General features: G+C 69.9%; 19 protein-coding genes. 9 read left to right on the top strand and 10 right to left on the bottom strand.

Annotation, left to right across the window (positions count from 1 at the left end):
- Positions 1-50 precede the first annotated feature (50 nt).
- Positions 51-968, top strand: a complete 918-nt coding sequence (locus J4E04_RS16295; protein WP_490149025.1) for an NAD-dependent epimerase/dehydratase family protein — start codon at positions 51-53, stop codon at positions 966-968.
- Here the strand turns inward: J4E04_RS16295 and J4E04_RS16300 are convergent.
- Complete coding sequence (locus J4E04_RS16300; protein ID WP_490149026.1) at positions 959-2,221, bottom strand: MFS transporter; 1,263 nt, start codon at positions 2,219-2,221, stop codon at positions 959-961. The two genes, J4E04_RS16295 and J4E04_RS16300, sit on opposite strands and share 10 nt — an antisense overlap.
- Positions 2,218-2,829: a pyridoxamine 5'-phosphate oxidase gene (gene pdxH, locus J4E04_RS16305; protein WP_490150562.1), complete on the bottom strand. Its 612-nt coding sequence runs from the start codon at positions 2,827-2,829 to the stop codon at positions 2,218-2,220. The genes J4E04_RS16300 and pdxH overlap by 4 nt, the downstream gene beginning before the upstream one ends.
- Positions 2,830-2,970: 141 nt before the next feature.
- Here pdxH and J4E04_RS16310 point away from each other — a divergent pair, with 141 nt between their 5' ends.
- From J4E04_RS16310 to J4E04_RS16330, 5 genes are all read left to right on the top strand, one after another.
- On the top strand, positions 2,971-4,092 hold the full coding sequence (locus J4E04_RS16310) for a citrate synthase 2 (RefSeq protein ID WP_490149027.1): 1,122 nt from the start codon (positions 2,971-2,973) through the stop codon (positions 4,090-4,092).
- Positions 4,093-4,286: 194 nt separating this feature from the next.
- The gene (locus J4E04_RS16315; RefSeq protein WP_490149028.1) at positions 4,287-5,237 is read left to right on the top strand and encodes a hypothetical protein; all 951 of its coding nucleotides are present in this window, start codon (positions 4,287-4,289) and stop codon (positions 5,235-5,237) included.
- 198 nt (positions 5,238-5,435) lie between these two features.
- Positions 5,436-6,557 (top strand): phosphoserine transaminase, encoded by a 1,122-nt coding sequence (serC, locus tag J4E04_RS16320; protein WP_490149029.1) that lies wholly within the window; start codon positions 5,436-5,438, stop codon positions 6,555-6,557.
- Between the two features lie 129 nt (positions 6,558-6,686).
- Positions 6,687-7,547: a septation protein SepH gene (gene sepH, locus J4E04_RS16325; protein ID WP_222640911.1), complete on the top strand. Its 861-nt coding sequence runs from the start codon at positions 6,687-6,689 to the stop codon at positions 7,545-7,547.
- A gap of 82 nt (positions 7,548-7,629) precedes the next feature.
- Positions 7,630-8,346, top strand: a complete 717-nt coding sequence (locus tag J4E04_RS16330; RefSeq protein WP_056446855.1) for a DUF6928 family protein — start codon at positions 7,630-7,632, stop codon at positions 8,344-8,346.
- Here J4E04_RS16330 and J4E04_RS16335 read toward each other — a convergent pair.
- Positions 8,343-8,618, bottom strand: a complete 276-nt coding sequence (locus J4E04_RS16335) for a DUF2537 domain-containing protein (protein WP_222627779.1) — start codon at positions 8,616-8,618, stop codon at positions 8,343-8,345. The genes J4E04_RS16330 and J4E04_RS16335 overlap by 4 nt on opposite strands.
- Complete coding sequence (locus tag J4E04_RS16340; protein ID WP_027504223.1) at positions 8,615-9,418, bottom strand: TrmH family RNA methyltransferase; 804 nt, start codon at positions 9,416-9,418, stop codon at positions 8,615-8,617. The genes J4E04_RS16335 and J4E04_RS16340 overlap by 4 nt, the downstream gene beginning before the upstream one ends.
- Positions 9,419-9,480: 62 nt before the next feature.
- Here J4E04_RS16340 and J4E04_RS16345 point away from each other — a divergent pair, with 62 nt between their 5' ends.
- Complete coding sequence (locus J4E04_RS16345; RefSeq protein ID WP_490149030.1) at positions 9,481-10,695, top strand: GNAT family N-acetyltransferase; 1,215 nt, start codon at positions 9,481-9,483, stop codon at positions 10,693-10,695.
- Here J4E04_RS16345 and J4E04_RS16350 read toward each other — a convergent pair.
- The 3 genes from J4E04_RS16350 to J4E04_RS16360 form a co-directional block, all read right to left on the bottom strand.
- Positions 10,692-11,933 (bottom strand): MFS transporter, encoded by a 1,242-nt coding sequence (locus J4E04_RS16350; RefSeq protein WP_490150563.1) that lies wholly within the window; start codon positions 11,931-11,933, stop codon positions 10,692-10,694. The two genes, J4E04_RS16345 and J4E04_RS16350, sit on opposite strands and share 4 nt — an antisense overlap.
- A 104-nt stretch (positions 11,934-12,037) precedes the next feature.
- Positions 12,038-12,466 (bottom strand): MarR family winged helix-turn-helix transcriptional regulator, encoded by a 429-nt coding sequence (locus J4E04_RS16355; RefSeq protein ID WP_056447507.1) that lies wholly within the window; start codon positions 12,464-12,466, stop codon positions 12,038-12,040.
- Positions 12,467-12,528: 62 nt separating this feature from the next.
- Positions 12,529-13,983, bottom strand: coding sequence for an NCS2 family permease (locus J4E04_RS16360; protein ID WP_027504226.1), 1,455 nt, complete (start codon positions 13,981-13,983; stop codon positions 12,529-12,531).
- Between the two features lie 52 nt (positions 13,984-14,035).
- On the opposite strand from J4E04_RS16360, the gene J4E04_RS16365 reads away from it, so the two are divergent.
- Entirely contained in the window at positions 14,036-14,299 is a 264-nt protein-coding gene (locus tag J4E04_RS16365; protein ID WP_307095482.1) for a DUF2530 domain-containing protein, read from the top strand.
- Positions 14,300-14,438: 139 nt separating this feature from the next.
- Positions 14,439-14,573 carry a hypothetical protein gene (locus J4E04_RS16370; protein ID WP_261769702.1) on the top strand — a complete coding sequence of 45 codons (135 nt, stop codon included), beginning with the start codon at positions 14,439-14,441 and terminating at the stop codon, positions 14,571-14,573.
- On the opposite strand, the gene J4E04_RS16375 is transcribed toward J4E04_RS16370, so the two are convergent.
- From J4E04_RS16375 to J4E04_RS16385, 3 genes are all read right to left on the bottom strand, one after another.
- Positions 14,551-15,102 carry a phosphatase PAP2 family protein gene (locus tag J4E04_RS16375; RefSeq protein WP_490149031.1) on the bottom strand — a complete coding sequence of 184 codons (552 nt, stop codon included), beginning with the start codon at positions 15,100-15,102 and terminating at the stop codon, positions 14,551-14,553. The genes J4E04_RS16370 and J4E04_RS16375 overlap by 23 nt on opposite strands.
- The gene (locus J4E04_RS16380; RefSeq protein WP_490149032.1) at positions 15,099-17,690 is read right to left on the bottom strand and encodes a sacsin N-terminal ATP-binding-like domain-containing protein; all 2,592 of its coding nucleotides are present in this window, start codon (positions 17,688-17,690) and stop codon (positions 15,099-15,101) included. The genes J4E04_RS16375 and J4E04_RS16380 overlap by 4 nt, the downstream gene beginning before the upstream one ends.
- 125 nt (positions 17,691-17,815) lie before the next feature.
- Entirely contained in the window at positions 17,816-18,643 is an 828-nt protein-coding gene (locus J4E04_RS16385; RefSeq protein ID WP_490150564.1) for a DUF3027 domain-containing protein, read from the bottom strand.
- Positions 18,644-18,689: the final 46 nt, after the last annotated feature.

Raw genomic sequence — 18,689 nt, forward strand, 5'->3', positions numbered from 1 at the left:
TCTCATAGTTATCCCGAGAGCGGTGCTCTCCACTACGGAAGGTGTTTCCCATGTCCGATCGTCACGTCGTCGTCGGGGCCGGCCCCGTCGGTACCCATGTCGCCCGCCTCCTCGCCGACCGCGGCTCCGAGGTCGTCCTCGTCTCCCGCCGCGGCACCGCCGTCCCGGGTGTCACAGCCGCCGCCGCGGATGCTTCCGACGCCGACGCTCTCAGCGCGCTCACCGAAGGCGCCCGTGCGCTGTACAACTGCGCCAACCCGAGCGACTACACGCAGTGGCATCAGGTGTGGCCGCCGTTGGCGCGGTCGCTGCGCACCGCCGCCGAGCGGACGGGCGCCGTCCTGGCGGTCACCGGCACGCTGTACCCGTACGGGCCCGTCGCCGACGGTGTCATGCGCGAGGGAATGCCCGACGCGGCCACCGACCACAAGGGAATGCTGCGGGCGCAGATGTGGCGCGACCTCGCCGACGCGCACCGCGCCGGAACTCTGCGGGCAGTCGAGGTGCGCGGTTCGGACTACATGGGAACGGGAGTGGGTGCGAACGGCCACGTCACGCGCCTCCTCCCCGCGGCACTCGACGGCAAGGCCGTCTGGGCGATCGATGCAGCCGACGTGCCTCACTCGTTCACCGACGTCCTCGACGAGGCGCGAGCGCTGATCGCCGCCGTCGACACCCCCGAATCGTGGGGACAGGTGTGGCACGCGCCGACCAATCCCGCTGTGACACTGCGACAAGCGATCACCGACACACTCGAGGCCGTGGGCAGACCCCCGGTGCCAGTACGCGTCGTACCCCGGCTGATCACGCGGGCTGCGGGTCTCGCCGTACCGATGCTGCGGGAGCTGAACCAGCTGTCCTACCAACGCACCGCGCCCTACGTCCTCGACTCGACGCGGTCACAGCAGATGCTGGGTATCGAGCCCACGCCCTGGGCGGAGGTGTGCCGCCGCACCGCTCAGGTCTGAGCGGTGACGCGGTATTTCACGAACGCCGGGATCGCGAGGGCTGCGATCATCACCCCGACGATCACCAGCACGCCACCGCCCGCTGCTGCCGCTGCGGTGCCCACCATGAACGCGGCGGCACCGTGCAGGACGTCGCCGACTCGCGGACCGCCCGCGACCACCACGATGAAGACGCCCTGCAACCTGCCCCGCATGTCGTCGGTGGCGACGGACTGCAGCATCGAGCTCCGGAACGCGGCGGAGATCATGTCGGCGCCGCCGCCGATCGCCAGGAAGCCCAACGCCATGTACAGCGCCCACCCCCGCTGGCCGACGGTCGCGAGCGCCACGGAGATACCGAACCCGATCATCGAGCCGCCCCACACCACGATGCACGCGATCACGGCGACACCCTGACGTCGCACTCGCGGCAACCAGCCCGAGAACACGCCTCCCAGCACCGCGCCCGCCGACAGCGACGCGAACAGCAGACCGAGGACGAGTCCACCCTCGGCCGGGTCGCCGAACGTTTCGGTGGCCACCTCAGGGAACAGGGCCCGCGGCATTCCGAACACCATCGCGATGATGTCGACGACGAATGAGGCCAGCAACACCTTCTGCGTCGCAAGGTAGGCGAACCCTTGGAAGACTTCTCGCAGACCCGCGCGTCGGGACTCCCCCGTCGGCGGAATTTTCGGCAGTCGCGCGACTGCCCACAGCGTGACCGACAGCGCGATGGTGTCGAGCAGATACAGCGTCGGCAAACCGAAAGCGGGAATCAATGCGCCGGCGAGCATCGGGCCCGCGATGGCACCGAAATTGAAAACCGTCATGTTCAGCGAATTCGCAGCGGGCAACTGCCGCAACGGAATCAGGCGTGGAATGATGGCGCTGCGCGTCGGCTGATTCACCGCGAAGAAGCCCTGCTGCACGGCGAGCAGCACCAACACGATCCACACGTTGTTCAGCCCGAGGTGCGCCTGCAGCCACAGCATGAACGACGTCGCGCCGATCCCCACCGTGGTGATCATCAGCAAGGTGCGCCGGTCCATCACGTCGGCCAACGCCCCGCCCCACAGCCCGAACACGACGAGAGGAACCAACGCGAAAGCACCCGCGAGTCCCACGTACGCCGAGCTCGACGTGATCTGGAAGATCTGTTGCGGCACAGCGACGACCGAGAGCTGGGCACCGATGACCGTGACGACGCCCGACGCCCACAGGCGTCGATAATCGGGATTCTGGAGAGGAGTGGTGTCGGCGAGGAGTTTCACGGTTGCAGACGTTCGACGCCGGACGCCGTGACCACCAGCCTGTTGTGCAGACGGTTGTTCCGGCCCTGCCAGAACTCGACGGACTCGGGTGCGATGCGGAGGCCGCCCCAGTTCGGAGGCACCGGCACGTCCTTGTTCTCGAACCTGTCCGTCACGTCGGCAAGTTGCTGTTCCAGATCCTGGCGCGATCCGATGGGGCTCGACTGCTGCGACGCCCACGCACCGAGCTGCGACCCCCGCGGCCGGGTGGCCCAGTAGGCAGCCGTCTCGTCGGCGCCCACTCGCGTGACCGGTCCGCGCACCGTGAGTTGGCGCTGGATACCGATCCACGGGAACGTCGCGGAGGCGAACGGCGTCGACTCGAGGTGGCGGGCTTTCGCGGATCCGTAATTGGTGAAGAAGACGACGCCGTCGGTCGAGATCTCCTTGCAGAGCACCGTTCGAGTGGCCGGTCGCCCCTGCGCGTCGACGGTGCCGAGCGTGAGGGCATTCGGTTCCGGCAGACGCGCGTCGATCGCCTGCTGCAACCACACGCGGGCGAGCGCGAGCCAGCCGCCGGCGAGGTCGCTCTCCTCGAGATCGTCGTCCCCGCCATACGCCACCCGCATATCCGCCAGGTCGATGTTCTCGGTCACCGCGCAGACGCTACTCCCGAGTTTTCCGGGTGCCACCCGTACCCACTATGGTGCGATGACATGCCGGTCCGGCCATGGACGAGGACCGCGCGGACACAGGGAACGAGGGATCAGATGGCCCAGAACACCGTCGTACCGGAGGGCTTCGTCGCCGGGCTCGAAGGGGTTGTCGCGTTCACCACCGACATCGCCGAACCCGACAAGGACGGCGGCGCCCTGCGCTACCGCGGCGTCGACATCGAAGACCTCGTCGGCAAGGGCGTCACCTTCGGCAACGTGTGGGCACTGCTCGTCGACGGACGCTTCGGCCCCGGTCTACCCCCGGCCGAACCGTTCCCTCTCCCCATCCACACCGGCGACGTCCGCGTCGACGTCCAAGCCGGACTCGCGATGCTCGCCCCCATCTGGGGATACGAGCCGCTTCTCGACATCGACGACGACACCGCCCGCGAACACCTCGCACGCGCCTCCGTCATGGCACTGTCCTACGTCGCCCAGTCCGCGCGAGGGATCTACCAACCGGCCGTCCCCCAGGCGCGGATCGACCAGTGTTCCACTGTCACAGAACGATTCATGACCCGATGGAAGGGCGACCCGGACCCGGCCCACACCGAGGCCATCGACGCCTACTGGGTCTCCGCCGCCGAACACGGCATGAACGCCTCCACCTTCACCGCCCGCGTCATCGCCTCCACCGGAGCCGACGTCGCCGCAGCACTCTCCGGAGCCATCGGCGCCATGTCCGGCCCCCTGCACGGCGGCGCCCCCGCCCGCGTCCTCCCCATGATCGAGGAGGTCGAGAAGTCCGGCGACGCACGGGCACTGGTCAAGGGCATCCTCGACCGGAAAGAGAAGCTGATGGGCTTCGGGCACCGCGTGTACCGCGCCGAGGATCCCCGCGCCCGCGTCCTGCGCGCCACCGCCCAGCGCCTGAACGCACCGCGCTTCGAGGTCGCTGCCGCCCTCGAACAGGCCGCACTGACCGAGCTCCGCGAACGTCGCCCCGATCGCGCCATCGAGACCAACGTCGAGTTCTGGGCCGCCGTCATCCTCGACTTCGCCGAAGTACCCGCGCACATGATGCCCGCCATGTTCACCTGCGGCCGCACCGCCGGCTGGTGCGCCCACATCCTCGAACAGAAACGCCTCGGCAAGCTCGTGCGCCCCGCCGCCATCTACACCGGCCCCGCACCGCGCTCCCCCGAGAGCGTCGAGGGGTGGGGCACCATCGCGTGAGGTAGGCGGGGTGCCCAGTTGCTGGGTGCCCGGGTTTCCGCCGCGCGCACCGCACGGTGTTTCGCGCACTTCTCGTCCTGCGCGCGTAGCCGAGCGGTGCGCGCGGGGCAAGGGGCGGGCGCTCGAACCCGGGGATGACGGCCGACTGTGGACGGCCGCAGCGCGGTCGACCGACTCGTGCGCACACTGCGGCCGTGAACTTCTACGGGGAACACCTGCTCAGCCGTCGTGACGCACTGGCACGCGGCGCCACCGACGCCGAGATCAAGGCTGCACTGGCGCGTCGCGAGATCGCCGTCGTCCGGCGCGGCATCTACGTTCCGGCTGCGGTCCTCGAATCACTCGACGCCACCGGCCGGCACCTGCTCGAGGTGCGCGCGACGCTGCTGGCGAGCGCCCCCGCGGCGGCCGCCGCACACGGTTCCGCAGCCTTGGTGCACGGGATGTCGTTGTGGCGAGTCCCGGAACGGGTGCATCTCGGCATCCCGCGATCGTCGGGTGGCCACGTCGGTCGGCATCGCCACGTGCATGCCGACGGTCTGACCGAGCGGGACGTCGACGTCATCGACGGCCTGCGCTGCACGTCCGCTGCGCGCACCGTCGCCGACCTCGCGCGGACCCTCCCGTTCGAGGATGCGGTCTGCGCCGGTGACTCCGCACTGAACCGACATCTCGTGACGCCGGAGTCGGTGGGCGAGTCGCTGAGCCGTACGCCGTCCCATCGCAGACGCACCGCCGCCGAGTGTGTACTCGGCTTCCTGGACGGGCGAAGCGAGAGCGTCGGGGAGTCGCGGAGCCGCGTGTATCTGCACCATCTCGGCGTTCCGTGCCCGGAACTGCAGGTCACGCTGATGCTCTCGGACCGCCGCACCACCTTCCGCCCCGATTTCTTGTGGGAGGACGAGGGTGTGATCGGCGAGTTCGACGGTGTCTCGAAGTACTCGGCTCTCGCACGCCCCGGCGAGTCACCCGCCGACGTCCTGGTGCGGGAGAAGCGTCGCGAGGACCTGCTCCGCGCACACGGATGGACGGTGGTGCGCTGGACGTGGGCTGATCTGACGTCGCCGCAACTCGGCCGCGAACTGTGTCGGGTGTTGGCCGCAGGGTGCGGGGGCGCACGGCCGCGCACCACTCGGGTGGGGTGACCGCGCCCTCCACGCGCAGCGCCCGTCGACGAGCGCACGCCGCATCCTGCGCAGGGCACCGCGCGGTGCGCCCGCCGGCCCACCAGCACCGGGCAACCAGCACCGAGACGCCCAGCGGGGTGCACGACCCCTGTCACGGCTGCACTACCCTGATCTCGCCGGTACCGCCCACACCGAAACTAAGGACGCGAACCCCGTATGGCCGAGAACCTGACCATTCCTTCCGACCTCAAGCCCGGCGACGGACGCTTCGGGTGCGGTCCGTCGAAGGTCCGGCCCGAGCAGCTCCAGTCCCTGGTGGACGTGGGCGCATCGGTGTTCGGCACCAGCCACCGCCAGAAGCCGGTGAAGGACGTGGTGGGTCGGGTGCGCGACGGTCTGCGCGAGCTGTTCTCGATCCCCGAGGGCTACGAGGTCGTGCTGGGCAACGGCGGCACCACCGCGTTCTGGGACGCCGCGGCGTTCGGCCTGATCAAGGAGAAGTCGCTGCACCTCACCAACGGTGAGTTCAGCTCGAAGTTCGCCTCGGTGGCCAAGGCCAACCCGTTCATCGGTGACCCGATCGTCGTCTCCGCGGAGCCGGGCAGTGCTCCGGAGCCCACGTCGGACCCGTCGGTCGACCTGATCGGGTGGGCGCACAACGAGACCTCGACCGGTGTGGCCATTCCCGTGTCGCGTCCCGCGGACTCGGAAGACGCCCTCATCGCGATCGACGCGACCTCGGGCGCCGGCGGACTGCCCGTGAACGTGGCCGATTCGGATGTCTACTACTTCGCTCCGCAGAAGAACTTCGCTGCCGACGGCGGACTGTGGGTTGCGCTGATGAGCCCCGCGGCACTGGCCCGCGTCGACGAGATCGCGGCGAGCAAGCGCTGGGTCCCCGACTTCCTGTCGCTGCCCATCGCCATCGACAACAGCACCAAGAACCAGACGTACAACACCCCCGCGGTGGCGACGCTGCTCCTGTTCGCCGACCAGATCGAGTGGCTGAACGGCAAGGGCGGCCTGGACTGGGCGACGTCACGGACCGCCGACTCCTCGTCGCGGCTGTACGACTGGGCCGAGAAGTCGGAGTTTGCGACGCCGTTCGTCACCGATCCGAAGCACCGCTCGCAGGTGGTCGGCACCATCGACTTCGACGAGAAGGTCGACGCTGCGGCCGTCGCGAAGACGTTGCGCGCCAACGGCATCGTCGACACCGAGCCGTACCGCAAGCTGGGCCGCAACCAGCTGCGCGTCGGCATGTTCCCCGCCGTGGAGCCCGACGACGTCACGGCACTGACGGCATGCATCGACCATGTGGTCGAACACCTCGCCTGACCCGCACTGCGTGTCCCCCCGACTGCTGCACTGTGGTGCATTACAGTCGGGGGAGGCACCGAACCCGGCCCCGTGCTCGGACAGCGAGCAGCCGAGGGGCAGGGGCCGTCGCGACGCAAAGGAGTGATCGTGCGAGAGATCCACGTGATCGGCCTGGCGTCGGACGGCAAGCACATCGTCTGTGCCGATTCCTCCGGTGAGAAGTTCCGTCTGCCGGCCGACGAGAAGTTGCGTGCCGCCGCCCGTGGTGACGCCGCGCGACTCGGACAGATCGAGATCGAGATGGATTCTCTGATGCGACCGCGCGAGATCCAGGCGCGCATCCGGTCCGGCGCCTCCATCGAGCAGGTGGCCAAGGAGTCGGGTATGCCGGCGAGCAAGGTGGAGCGCTACGCGCACCCCGTTCTGCTGGAACGCTCCCGCGCTGCCGAACTCGCCCAGCTGGGCCACCCCCTGCGTGCCGACGGGCCCGCCGTGCTCACCCTCGTGGAGATCGTGGGACTCGCGTTCCGCGGCCGCGGGCATTCGATGGACCAGGCCGAGTGGGACGCGTGGCGCGACGAGGACAATCACTGGATCGCTCAGCTGACGTGGCCCGCGGGACGCACCACCAACACCGCGCACTGGCGTTTCCAGCCGGATGCCCACGGCGGCAGTGTCACGCCCCTCGACGACGCGGCGTCCGAGCTGATCGACCCCGATTTCGGCCGCCAGCTCCGAGGGCTGGCCCCCGTCGTCGCCGCCGAGGAGGACTCGCCGTCGCAGCAGACCCTCGACGACTACTACGGGGTCGACGCGGACTCGGACACGGAGACCACGGCGGAGCAGCCCGAACCCGCGGAGACACCCGCAGTGCAGGCCGAGCCCGAGCCCGAACCGACGCAACCCAAGCCGGCGCCGGGCCATGCGAACGCGAAGGACAAACGGGGAAAGCCGGCCATGCCGTCGTGGGAGGATGTCTTGCTGGGAGTGCGCAGCAACGGCCGCTGAGCCGAGCAGTGTTCACGGCAGAGCGATCTTCACGGCCGAGAAAGTGACCGTCTGAGACCGGACGACGACAAGGGGGCGCCCGGTGGGGCTGGGAACAGCAGCGTTGTGGTTCGTCGACGCACCTGATCCGATCGCGGTACTGCGGTCCGGAGTGCAGTCCGACACCGATGCGGCCGCGGCCGTCGCACGGAAGCTCCACCCCGGTCTCGAGCCCACCCTCGTCGGCATGGCTCCCCTGACGGCGTTCGCCGTGGCGTCGGAGCCGAACCGCGTGCTGGTCGGCTGCTACCCGGGCATCACCGTCGTCTGCGCGTCCGAGCCCGCCGCGGTGCGTCCGTCGACTCTCGAGGAGTCGTGGACGTCGTTGCTGCCGTCCACGCACACCTTTCTCGTCGCCTCCGAACGCGAGCACGCGTGGGGCGCCTTCGCGCAATGGGACTCCGGCACCCTGAAGCGCTCGTTCAGCGCCGGCCCCACCTACATCCACGAGGACGAGGGTCTTCCCTTCCCGTGGGAACGGCCCTTCTGGTCGGGCGACCATCCGCTGCAGTTCGACGGCGAGAAGTTTCCCGATCCCCAGGCGCTGCCGTTCCACCCCCAAGAGTTCGCCGACGCGGCGAGCGCCCACTGGCTCGGCGTTCGCATGATCGGCGGTGCCCGCGACGGGGACACCGACCCCGGGTCGGTGCTGTTGTGCGACTTCGCGATGCGCGATCCGGCGGCGACCCCTCCGCCCGAACCGCCGCGACCGGAGACTCCGGAGCCGCAGCGCAAGCGCGGCCTGTTCCGGCGCCGCTAGACCGACGCGTCGACGGCGAACGCCAGCACACCCACGGCCGCGCCGGCGGCGATGCCCGGAACGACGAAGCGCCACACCGGATCTGCACGCCGGCGGGCGACCGACGGCGCAGCGCCGCCCACCATCACGGCCATCACCAGGACAGCGAAGAGGCTGCTGACCCGGAGCAGGGTGAGGCCCAGCGAGATCACCGCGGCGGCGGTGACGAGTGCCGCGGCGACGGCGCACGCAATTCCCGGGCCCCACGGTGTCGGTTCGTCCGGATCCCTCATCCCGTGCGCACCCGCTCGTAGAACGCCATGGCGGCCGCGGTGGCGACGTTGAGCGAGTCGGTGCCCGGTGCCATCGGGATCCGCGCCCGGACGTCGGTGGCGCGCATCGCGTGTTCGGTGAGTCCGGGCCCCTCGGCGCCGAGCAGCAGCGCGACCTTCTCCCCCGTCATCGCCTCGGCCAGCGGAACGGCGGTCGGATTCGGAGTCAGCGAGACGAGCTGGAACCCGTTGTCGCGCAGCACGGACAGCCCGCGCGGCCAGTCGGGGACAGTGGCGAACGGCACGCGCAGCACGTGGCCCATCGAGACACGCACCGACCGTCGGTACAGCGGGTCGGCGCAGGCGCCGCCGAAGAGGACGGCGTCGGCACCGAGGCCGGCGGCATTGCGGAACATGGAGCCGAGGTTCTCGTGGTCGTTGACGCCTTCGAGAATCGCCACGGTCCGCGCGTCGGCGACGACGTCCGCGAGGTCCAGCGGTGCGGGGCGCCGGGCGGCCGCGAGCACACCGCGGTTGAGGTGGAACCCGACGGCCTCCGCCATGACGTCCGCCGTGGTGCGGTAGAACGGCACGTCGACGTCCACGAGATCGTCCGCGAGCTCACCGAGCCGCCGCTCGACGCCCAGCAGCGAGAGGGGCTCGAAACGTGACGCGACGAGGCGCTGGACCACCAGAACACCCTCCGCGATCACCAGCCCCTTGCCCTCGGGCAGGTCGGGGCGGCGGTCCGAGGAGTTGAGGTCCCGGAAGTCGTCGAGGCGAGGATCGGCTGGGTCGGTGATGTCGACGACGTGTACCACGGACCCATCTTCTCAGGACGTGTTCCGGCGGTGCATCGGCGCGGCCGATAAGGTCGTCTGCGATGACTACCGACGACACGATCACCATCCGTACCGCCACCGAGGACGACTGGGACGCCATCGCGCTCCTCGACGCCCACGCTTTCGGTGAGCACCAGAACAGCGAGGACATGGAGGAGACCAAGATCCTCACGGCCTCGTCCGAGATCTTCCTGGCGTGCGACGGTGACCTGCCGGTCGGTGTCACGATGCACTTCCCGATGGACGTCACCGTCCCCGGTGGCCGCACCCTGCCCGCGACGGGGGTGTCGTGGGTGTCGGTCGCTCCCACGCATCGCCGACGCGGCATCCTGCGCCGGATGTTCACCGCGCAGCACGAGCGCTTCGAGGAGGCGGGCAAGCCCCTGTCGGTGCTCACGGCGAGCGAGGCGACCATCTACGAGCGGTTCGGGTACGGCGCCGCCACGCAGGGTGTCAACTACACCATCGACCGGCGCTTCACCGCGTTCCGCAAGGATCTGCCGCCGCCCCGGGGCGCCCGTCTGGTGACGTCCGCGGAGGCTCGTGAACTGCTGCCGGAGATTTACGGACGGTGGCAGCGACAGACCGCCGGCGCCCAGCCGATGCCCCAGACCCGGTGGCATCGCTTCTTCGCCGATCGCAAGAACTCCCGCGGTGGTTTCTCCAAGCTCTTCTTCATCGTCCACCCCGACGGATACATCGCGTTCCGCCGCGGCTACCGCGTCGGGACAGCGGGGGCGCAGGAGGCGCGCATCGTCGACATCATCGCCGCGACGGACGAGGCACGCTCCGATCTCTGGCAGGTGATGTGCGGCATCGATCTCGTGGAGACGATCGAGGTGACGCTTCCCGTCGGGGATCCGCTGCTGACACTGCTGACCGATCGTCGTGTTCCGCAGGTCACCGGCGTCAAGGACGGCCTGTGGGTGCGGTTGATGGACGTCCCGGCCGCGCTGTCGGCGCGGACGTACGCCATCGACACCGATCTCGTGATCGGCGTGGCGGATCCGTTCCTGCATGCCGGCGGCGCCTATCGCTTCGTCACCCGCGACGGGCACGCCGAGGTCACCCGCAGTGACGACGACCCCGACGTGACGGTGTCCTCGTCCGTCCTCGGCAGCCTCTACCTCGGCGCGCACCGCGCTCGCCAGTTCGCGGCCGCCGGCCGAGTGGCGTCGACGTCGGAGAAGGCGTTGCACGAGTTCGATCTGGCTTTCGGCACCCCGAGCCAGCCCCAGATCGGCTGGTTCTTCTAGGCGGGTCGGGGTTCGTCGACCCCGACGTCGGGCATCGCGATGTCGGCGACATGGGTGCGGCGCACGACCAGCGCCGCGCCCAGGCCCGCGATCAGGGAGACGATCCCGCCGAGCACCAGCGGTGCGCGAGGATCGACGACGTCGGCCACCCAGCCGAGCAACGGGCTGCCCAGCGGGGTTCCGCCGAGGAAGCACAGCATGTAGATGCCCATGACCCGGCCGCGCATGTCCGACGGGACCGACGCCTGCAGGATGTTCATCGCGATGGTGCTGAACGTGAGCTGGACTGCGCCGGCCGGGATCAGCATGACTGCGACGGCCCAGAACGCGGGCATCACTCCGGCCAGAGTCTCGAAGATGCCGAACACCACCGCGGACAGCACGAAGAGACGGATCCCGGGGGTGCCGCGTCTCCGGGCGGCGAGAGTCGCGCCGATCAAGGTGCCCACCGCGAGCACCGTGGACAGGAATCCGTACGCGTCCGCACCCTCGTCGAAGGTGTTGCGCGCGATCACCGACAGGCTCAGCGGGAAGTTGATGCCGAACGTCGACACGACGAACACGGTCGCCAGGAGCACGCAGAGATCCGGCCGCCCCGCGACGTAGCGGAATCCCTCCCGCACCTGCCCTTTCCGACGCGGTGCACGCTCGACGGTGAACAGTTCGGCGGGCCGCATGGCGGCGAGGGCGCCGAACACCGCGGCGAACGAGGCTGCGTTGACGAGGAAGACCCAGCCGGTGCCGACCAGCGTGATGCCCACGCCGGCGATCGCGGGGCCGACGATGCGGGCGAGGTTGAACGTCATCGAGTTGAGGCCGATGGCGTTGGGAAGCCGTGCGGGACCGACCATCTCGATGGTGAACGACTGCCGGACGGGCGCGTCGATCGCCGACGAACAGCCGAGGAGCAGCGCCAGGACGTAGACGTGCCACAGCGCCACGACACCGCCGACGTCGAGCAGCCCGAGCACGAGCCCGAACACGGCGGCAGCGGCCTGAGTGGCCATGAGGAGACGTCTCTTGTCGTACCGATCCGCGAGCACCCCGCCCCACACGGACAGCACCAGCGTGGGACCGAACTGCAGTGCCATGACGATGCCGACGGCGAGCCCGTTGCCCCCGGACAGTTCGAGAACCAGCCAGTCCTGGGCGATGCGCTGCATCCAGGTGCCGATGAGCGAGACGATCTGACCCGACGCCCACAGTCTGTAGTTGCGCGAGTGCAACGCGTCGAACAGAGAGGGCCGGGCCGCGGACCCGTCCGTCCGCCGATGAAGTAGTTGCACGAAGTACCAATCTACTCCGGTGGCGGAGACCTCGGCCCGAGGTCAGGCGGGGAGCGTCACTCCGACTCGTTGACGATGGCCGACATGATGTCGACCGCGGTACGCATCGCCACGAGCTGGTCCGCGTCGAGCCCGCGCAACTGTTCGGTCAACCACGCCTCGCGGGCGTTGACCTCGTCCTCGATGACCTGACGGCCCGCGTCGGACAGCGACACGATGATCTGACGGCCGTCGGTGGGGTGGGGCATCCGGTCCACGTACCCGAGATCGCCCAGGGACGCGACGACGCGCGTCATGGACGGCGGCTGTACGCGCTCGCGCGCTGCCAGGGTGCCCGGAGTCATCGCGCCTTCGCGTGCGAGGGTCGCGAGAGCGGAGAGCTGCGTGAGCGTCACCTGGCTGGTGCGGCGGCCTCGCAGGTGCCGCGTCATACGGACGACAGCGAGGGAGAGGTCGCCGGCCAACGCACGCAGTTCCTGAGGCATCGCCACAGGATACGGCACGTGCGGGTGCTGAACGACCCGCGCGAGCAGCGGATCTGCGCCGACTACGTGAGCGCGTCCGTGATGGGCCCGAGGGCGAAGTACGCGACGAAGAGCAGGGCCACGATGCCGAGAAGTGGGTGGACGCTGCGGATCTTGCCGCGACCGACGGCGAGGACGACCCAGGTGATGAATCCGACGCCGATGCCGTTCGCGATGGAGTAGGTGAACGGCATGACCACGATGGTGAGGAACGCGGGCAGCGCCACATGGAATTTGGTGAAGTCGATGTCGGCGACCTGCCCGATCATCAACGCCCCCACCACGACGAGGGCCGGTGCGGCCGCCTCGATGGGGACCACCGAGTACAGCGGTGTCAGGAACATCGCGGCGAGGAACAGCACGCCCGTCACCACGTTGGCGAGGCCGGTGCGCGCACCCTCGGCGATTCCCGACGCCGACTCGACGAAGACCGTGTTCGACGACGCCGAACCCGCGCCGCCCGCGACCGCGCCGACACCCTCGACGACGAGCGCCTTGCCGACGCCCGGCAGCGTGCCGTCCTTGCTCGCGAGCCCGGCCTCCTTGCCGAGCCCGGTCATGGTGCCCATGGCGTCGAAGAAGTTGGCCAGCACCAGCGTGAACACCAGCAGGCTGGCCGCCAGGACGCCGATGCGGGTGAAGGCGCCGAACAGATCGACGTTGCCCACGAGTGACAGGTCGGGGAGGTCGACGACGACGTCGGGCAGCGCCGGCACGCTGAGGTTCCAGCCCTTCGGGTTCACTCCCGCGGAGGCACCGGTGTCGGTGATCGCCTCGATGATCGCGGCCACCACGGTGGTGACGACGATGCCGATCAGCAACCCGCCCCGCACCTTTCGCGCCACGAGGATGCCCATGAGAAGCAGACCGAAGACGAAGGTCACCGTCGGCCACGACGCGATGGACCCGTCGATGCCCAGGCCGACCGGAACGGTGGTGCCGGCGATGTCCGGCACACGACGCACGAAGCCTGCGTCGACGAGACCGATGAGCGCGATGAAGGCGCCGATGCCCGCCGCGATGGCGGCCTTGAGTTCGCTGGGGATGGCCTCGAACACGGCGGTGCGGAATCCGGTGAGCGCCAACACCACGATGATGATGCCGTCGATGACGACCAGCCCCATGGCCTCGGCCCAGGTGACCTGCGGGGCGATGGTGACGGCGAGCAGCGTGTTGATGCCGAGTCCCGCCGCGATGGCGAACGGGTAATTTGCGATGACACCGAAGAGAATGCTCATGACGCCGGCCACGAGCGCCGTGACGGCGGCGACCTGGGGCACCGGGAGGATGTCGCCCAGCACGTCGGTCTTGGCCGCCGCGTCGTCGGGCGAGAAGCTGCCGAGGATCAGCGGATTCAGCACCACGATGTAGGCCATGGCGACGAACGTGACGACGCCTCCCCGCACCTCGGCGGACATGGTCGATCCGCGATCGGTGATCTTGAAGTACGAGTCGAGGAGAGACGTCGCGCGAGACATGAAGTGGAGACTAGGCCATGACCCGGTGAGGGGCGCGGGTAGCGTCGGCGCCGTGCGCCCCACCCCCGCCACCCCGCCCGGACTGCCACCGCGCGTGACCGATCCCGCTCCGGTGCTCGCTGCCGGGACGCTGCTGTTCCTCGTCGCCGCCGTCGTGTGCTCGGTGGTCGACTCCTTCTCGGGCGCAGTCGCGGTCTGCTGGACGGGAACCGCTCTGGGCGCGTTGGGGTTCGGACTGTTCGCACTGCAACGCCGAGCTGCTCGCCGCGGCCGACGCACGGCCCAGAAGGGGCTCGTGCACCCGCCCGAGGTGTGACCCGGGCGACAGGTTCCGGGCGCGAAAACCCCCTCTGACGTGCTGGAACTCACCCTCGTCGAGGTTGAGTAACACGGACGTAACGTGGACAATCGGTTATGTCAGTTCAGCTACTCGAGCAACGTCCGGAGAGATAGAAGTGAAGTACGTCGAAAGTTTCCTCAACCGCCGCCGCCACGTTCGGGCACTGCGTGATCTCTACGCACGCGCGAACAACGTGGGCAGCCCCGCGATGCGTGACGAGCTTCTCGTCATCGCCCAGCGCGACCGCTGAGTCGCGACACCACCGCGATACCCGCGACACCGACCAGGGCCCCCAGGAGCCAGCCGACGACGACGTCGCTGAGCCAGTGCGCCCCGAGGTAGACGCGGGAGAACCCGATGAGCAGCGTTGCCGCCGTGACCACGGCGGCCGCTGCTCTCGTTCGTTTCCGGGCACTGTCGAACGCGCCGAGCGCGACCAGCAGCGTGATCACCGCCGCCGCGAAGGTCGCCGACACCATGGCGTGACCGGACGGGAACGAGTAGGTCGAGATGTCGACGAGGCGCTCGGGCACCGGCGGCCGGGTCCGGCGGATCGCGTACTTGAGAGCGTTCATGACGAGCCATCCGGTGAACGCCGTGGCCACGAGGCCCGGCCCGAGATGGCGGTGCCCCCGGCGCACCAGGATCAGCGCGACCACCACCGTCACGAGTGCGACGCCCGCGGTGTTGCCCACCGTGGTGATCACGGTCATGGCGTCCGTCAGGGCCGCGCTCCGGTGATCCACCATCCAGTCGAGGACATCACGGTCCGCGCTCACGGCAGCACCGTCCGTGACACGTGCGTCTCGCCGTCGTCGGTGACCCAGAAGGGCACCGCTCGCTCCACTCGCACGGTGCCGCGACACCGCACCACCAGGTCGTCGTGCAGGACGACGACGTCCGGGACCGGCCACGACGAGATCGCGCGTGCGGCCGCGAGGGCGGGATGGGTGTCCACCGTCGCCCGCTCCCCCACCGACACGATCTCGACGCTCAGCGCCGTCGACGCCGTCTCCACGTCGAGGAGATCCGCGAGGGTGTCGGCGGACGCCGTCGACCCGAGCACGACTCGGTCGGCGGGTAGCAGGGCGATCCACCGCGGGTGATCGAGGACGACCACCGCGGCGGGATCGGCCACGCTGCCGGCGAGAGTGCGTACCGCCACGGGCGGATCGATGTCGCGTAGATCCACCCGCCCGGCGTCCACCGCCTCGGCGAGGAGCGTGTGGACCCGGATCGCCACCGCGGGAGACACCACACGATCGGGATCGGCCGCCGCGGCGAGCAGATCGGCCGCCGTGTCGGCGTCGTCGATCGCGGGACCCGCCAGCGCCGCGGCGAACTCGGCGGCGCGGGGATGGTCGACGGGGTCCAGCAGTCCACGCAGGGAGTCGTCGCCGAGCAGACGGAGCAACCCCAGCGGTGTCTCGTTCACCCGCGCGTGACGACGCAGCCACCAGGCGGTGTAGCCGGTCCGGTCCCGCACCGCCGCGGCCGTCACCGGATCGTCGACGATCTGGGTGAGCGCGTCCGCCCAGCGCGCCTCGTCCACCAGATCGAGATCACGCACGGCGACCAGGGTGCCGGGCTCACCGGAGAGACTGTCCCACCACGCCTCCTCGTCGTCGAGATCGTGATCGGGACCCGCGGGGGTCTCGTCCACCACGACGCCGAAGCCGTGACCCACGCCCACCACCCGCAGGGCGTCCACGCCGTACCGGTCGACGACGGACCGATCCACCACGCCGAACGGGCTGTCCCGCTGCAACACTCGCCGTAACGGCGAGTCCGGCAACAGCAGTTCGTCCGCCGCCCGCATCTCGCCATCCGACGAGAGCAACGGCAACGACCCGACGGAGCCGATCCTCGTCTCGCCGCCGACGGCTGCCGCGAGGGTCAGCACGTCGTGCACCAGTTCCTCCGGCACGTCGTCCGGATCCTCGAGCATCGCTGCCAACGCGGGGTCGGCGAGCAGGTCGGCCGGGCGAGCGGTCTGCGCTCCCGCGCGGCGGAGCAACGGATGGGCGGCGTCCGGGTGCACCACACGAGCCCACCCGACCGAGCCGAGACGGTCGCCGTCCACCAGCACCACCGTGCGGGGACCCGTGACGGTGCGGCCGTCCGTCAGCGGAACCGGCAGCGCCGCACACTCGTCGACGTCCGCCGAGTCGTGCACGATGTCGGTCAGTGCGTCGTACAGGCGGTGCCACCAGATCGGCGGTCGCGACACCCCCGACAGGCTCTCGACGATGCCCGCGAGCCCGAGCCGACGCACACCGACCGCCGCCAGAGCCGTCGCCGACGCGCGATCCGATGCCTTGGGTGCCACCAGACCCGGCACGACGTCCACGAGGAGTTCGGCCAATTCGGCCGAGATCGAGTCCACCACCGCGGCATTCGCGGGACGTACCGCCCGGCCCGCCGCCGTCGGGACCCACGCGGTCGACTCCAGGTCGCGGACGAGCGCCGCGCGGACCGCCTCGTCGACCTCGGACGCCGGCAGTCCCGGACGCGGTACCGCGGCGGCCCGATGAGACGCCGGCAGGTCGGCGACCAGTGCCGCGTATCCGGTCGCCACGACCGAGAGGTCGGCGCCCGGAAGGACCCGTCGACGGTCGGGCTGGAGGGGGACGTCCGCGATCAGGAGCAGCGGAATAGTCAGCACCTCATCGGATCTGGTGGGCGCACGCAGCACGTCCCGCGTCAGTGGCGCGGGCGAGTCCGGCGTGAGACCGTCGTCCTCGAGCGGCAGAAACCAGCGTGCGGCCGCCGCGTCGCCGCGCCACCATCGTCGGCCGCCGACCCGCACGTCCGTCCACGCTCCCGGGCCCGACGACACCTCACGCACGAGTTCGGTCCCGTCAACGGAGATCGACTGCAGCGCATCGAGTTCGAGCATCAGATCGATCGACTCACGGGCGGCCGCGGTCAGCACTTCGGCGACGTCCACGACGCCGTGCAGCACGACCTCGGTGTCCCAACCCGGGGTCGGCACGTCGTCCGACGCCCACGGCAACCGGAGGACGGGAACGCCCTGCTCCGGCTCACTGAGCCCACGCGCGGCGATCGCTCGGCGCGTCCTCGATCCGTCGAACACGATCGAGCCCGACGTGGATCGGATCTCGATACGCTGGGACACCGCACGGACGGCGGTGAACCCGACTCCGTATCGCCCGACGGACGTGGCGTGCTCGGAAGTCTTGTCGGACGCTCGCAGCGCGGACAGCGCCTGCACCCCGGTGATCGACAGCGGCACACCGACATTCGCGACGTGCAGCGCGTCGCCGACGGACCACACCGCCAGGCGACCGGGAACGTCGGCGCGGGAGGCGGCGTCGGCGGCGTTCTGCGCCAGCTCCGTGATCACGCGATCGCGGTAGCCCCCCACCACCAGATCGGCCTCCGTGGCCGCATCCTCCCGCAGTCGGGTGGGCGACGACGACCAGGCCGCGAGAACGGACTCGCGCAGTGCCTCCGTCCCGAAGGGGTCGGTCAGAGGGTCGACGACGACTCCGTGATGTCGGTGACCGCCTCGGTGTCCCGGGGCTCGGTGTTCCGGGGCTCGGTGTTCTCGGTCGGCGTGGTCTCCAGGGCACCGTCGTCGTAGGCCGCGTACGCGGGCGATCCGGCGCCGGTCGGTCCCTCGGTGTCCGAGTGCGCACCGCAGCCGTATGCCGCGTGCACTACGTGTCCGTCCGCGGCCAACTCGTTTCCGCACACGCCGAACGCAGCGCTCAGCGAACCCTGCAGAGCGAGATAGAAACCGCACGTGACGCACGTGCCCGGCGCCGCCTTGGCCATCGGGGAATCGGGACCGAAGTCGCTGTCGGCCCACCGCTCGGCGGCCTCGAGCCGACCCTCGCGGCTCATGACCTGCTTGCGACCGAGACCGAGTTCGAGGGCGACGTCGTCGACGGCGGGATCGCCGGTGGCCAGGTACCCCGGCACCAGTCGGACGTCCTCGTGGCGCGGCGGCAGCAGGTCACCCGGAGCCAGATCGCCGGGACGGATGCGCTCGTCCCACGGAACCCACGTCGGCGCCACCAGGGCGTCCGGACCGGGAAGCAGGGCGAGTTCGCTGACGGTGACGGTCTCGGAGCCGGGGGGCGCTGCGACGACGACCGCCCACTGCCAGCCGCCGTATCCGGGCAGGTCGGCCGCGAAGCGGTGGATCGCAGAGGCCTGATCGACGGCCTCGACCCCGAGGTGGGCTCCGACCGGGCCTTCGCCCGACTCCACGACGGCGGCCTGCGCCACGGACACGGCGTCGGCGAGGAGCGGGGGGATCTCGGTCACGACAGGGGCACTCACACCCCCTATTTTGCAGCATCGGCTCGCGTCGTGCGCCCACCGGGCCTGACAGGAT

The sequence above is a fragment of the Rhodococcus sp. NFXS4 genome (genome assembly GCF_058139645.1).

Excerpts from the sequence above, each read along its gene's own strand:
- J4E04_RS16355 (WP_056447507.1), bottom strand. The coding sequence starts at position 12,466 with ATGCCTCAGGAACTGCGTGCGTTGGCCGGCGACCTCTCCCTCGCTGTC.
- J4E04_RS16295 (WP_490149025.1), top strand. The coding sequence starts at position 51 with ATGTCCGATCGTCACGTCGTCGTCGGGGCCGGCCCCGTCGGTACCCAT.
- pdxH (WP_490150562.1), bottom strand. The coding sequence starts at position 2,829 with ATGCGGGTGGCGTATGGCGGGGACGACGATCTCGAGGAGAGCGACCTC.
- J4E04_RS16335 (WP_222627779.1), bottom strand. The coding sequence starts at position 8,618 with ATGAGGGATCCGGACGAACCGACACCGTGGGGCCCGGGAATTGCGTGC.
- J4E04_RS16360 (WP_027504226.1), bottom strand. The coding sequence starts at position 13,983 with ATGTCTCGCGCGACGTCTCTCCTCGACTCGTACTTCAAGATCACCGAT.
- J4E04_RS16345 (WP_490149030.1), top strand. The coding sequence starts at position 9,481 with ATGACTACCGACGACACGATCACCATCCGTACCGCCACCGAGGACGAC.
- serC (WP_490149029.1), top strand. The coding sequence starts at position 5,436 with ATGGCCGAGAACCTGACCATTCCTTCCGACCTCAAGCCCGGCGACGGA.
- J4E04_RS16310 (WP_490149027.1), top strand. The coding sequence starts at position 2,971 with ATGGCCCAGAACACCGTCGTACCGGAGGGCTTCGTCGCCGGGCTCGAA.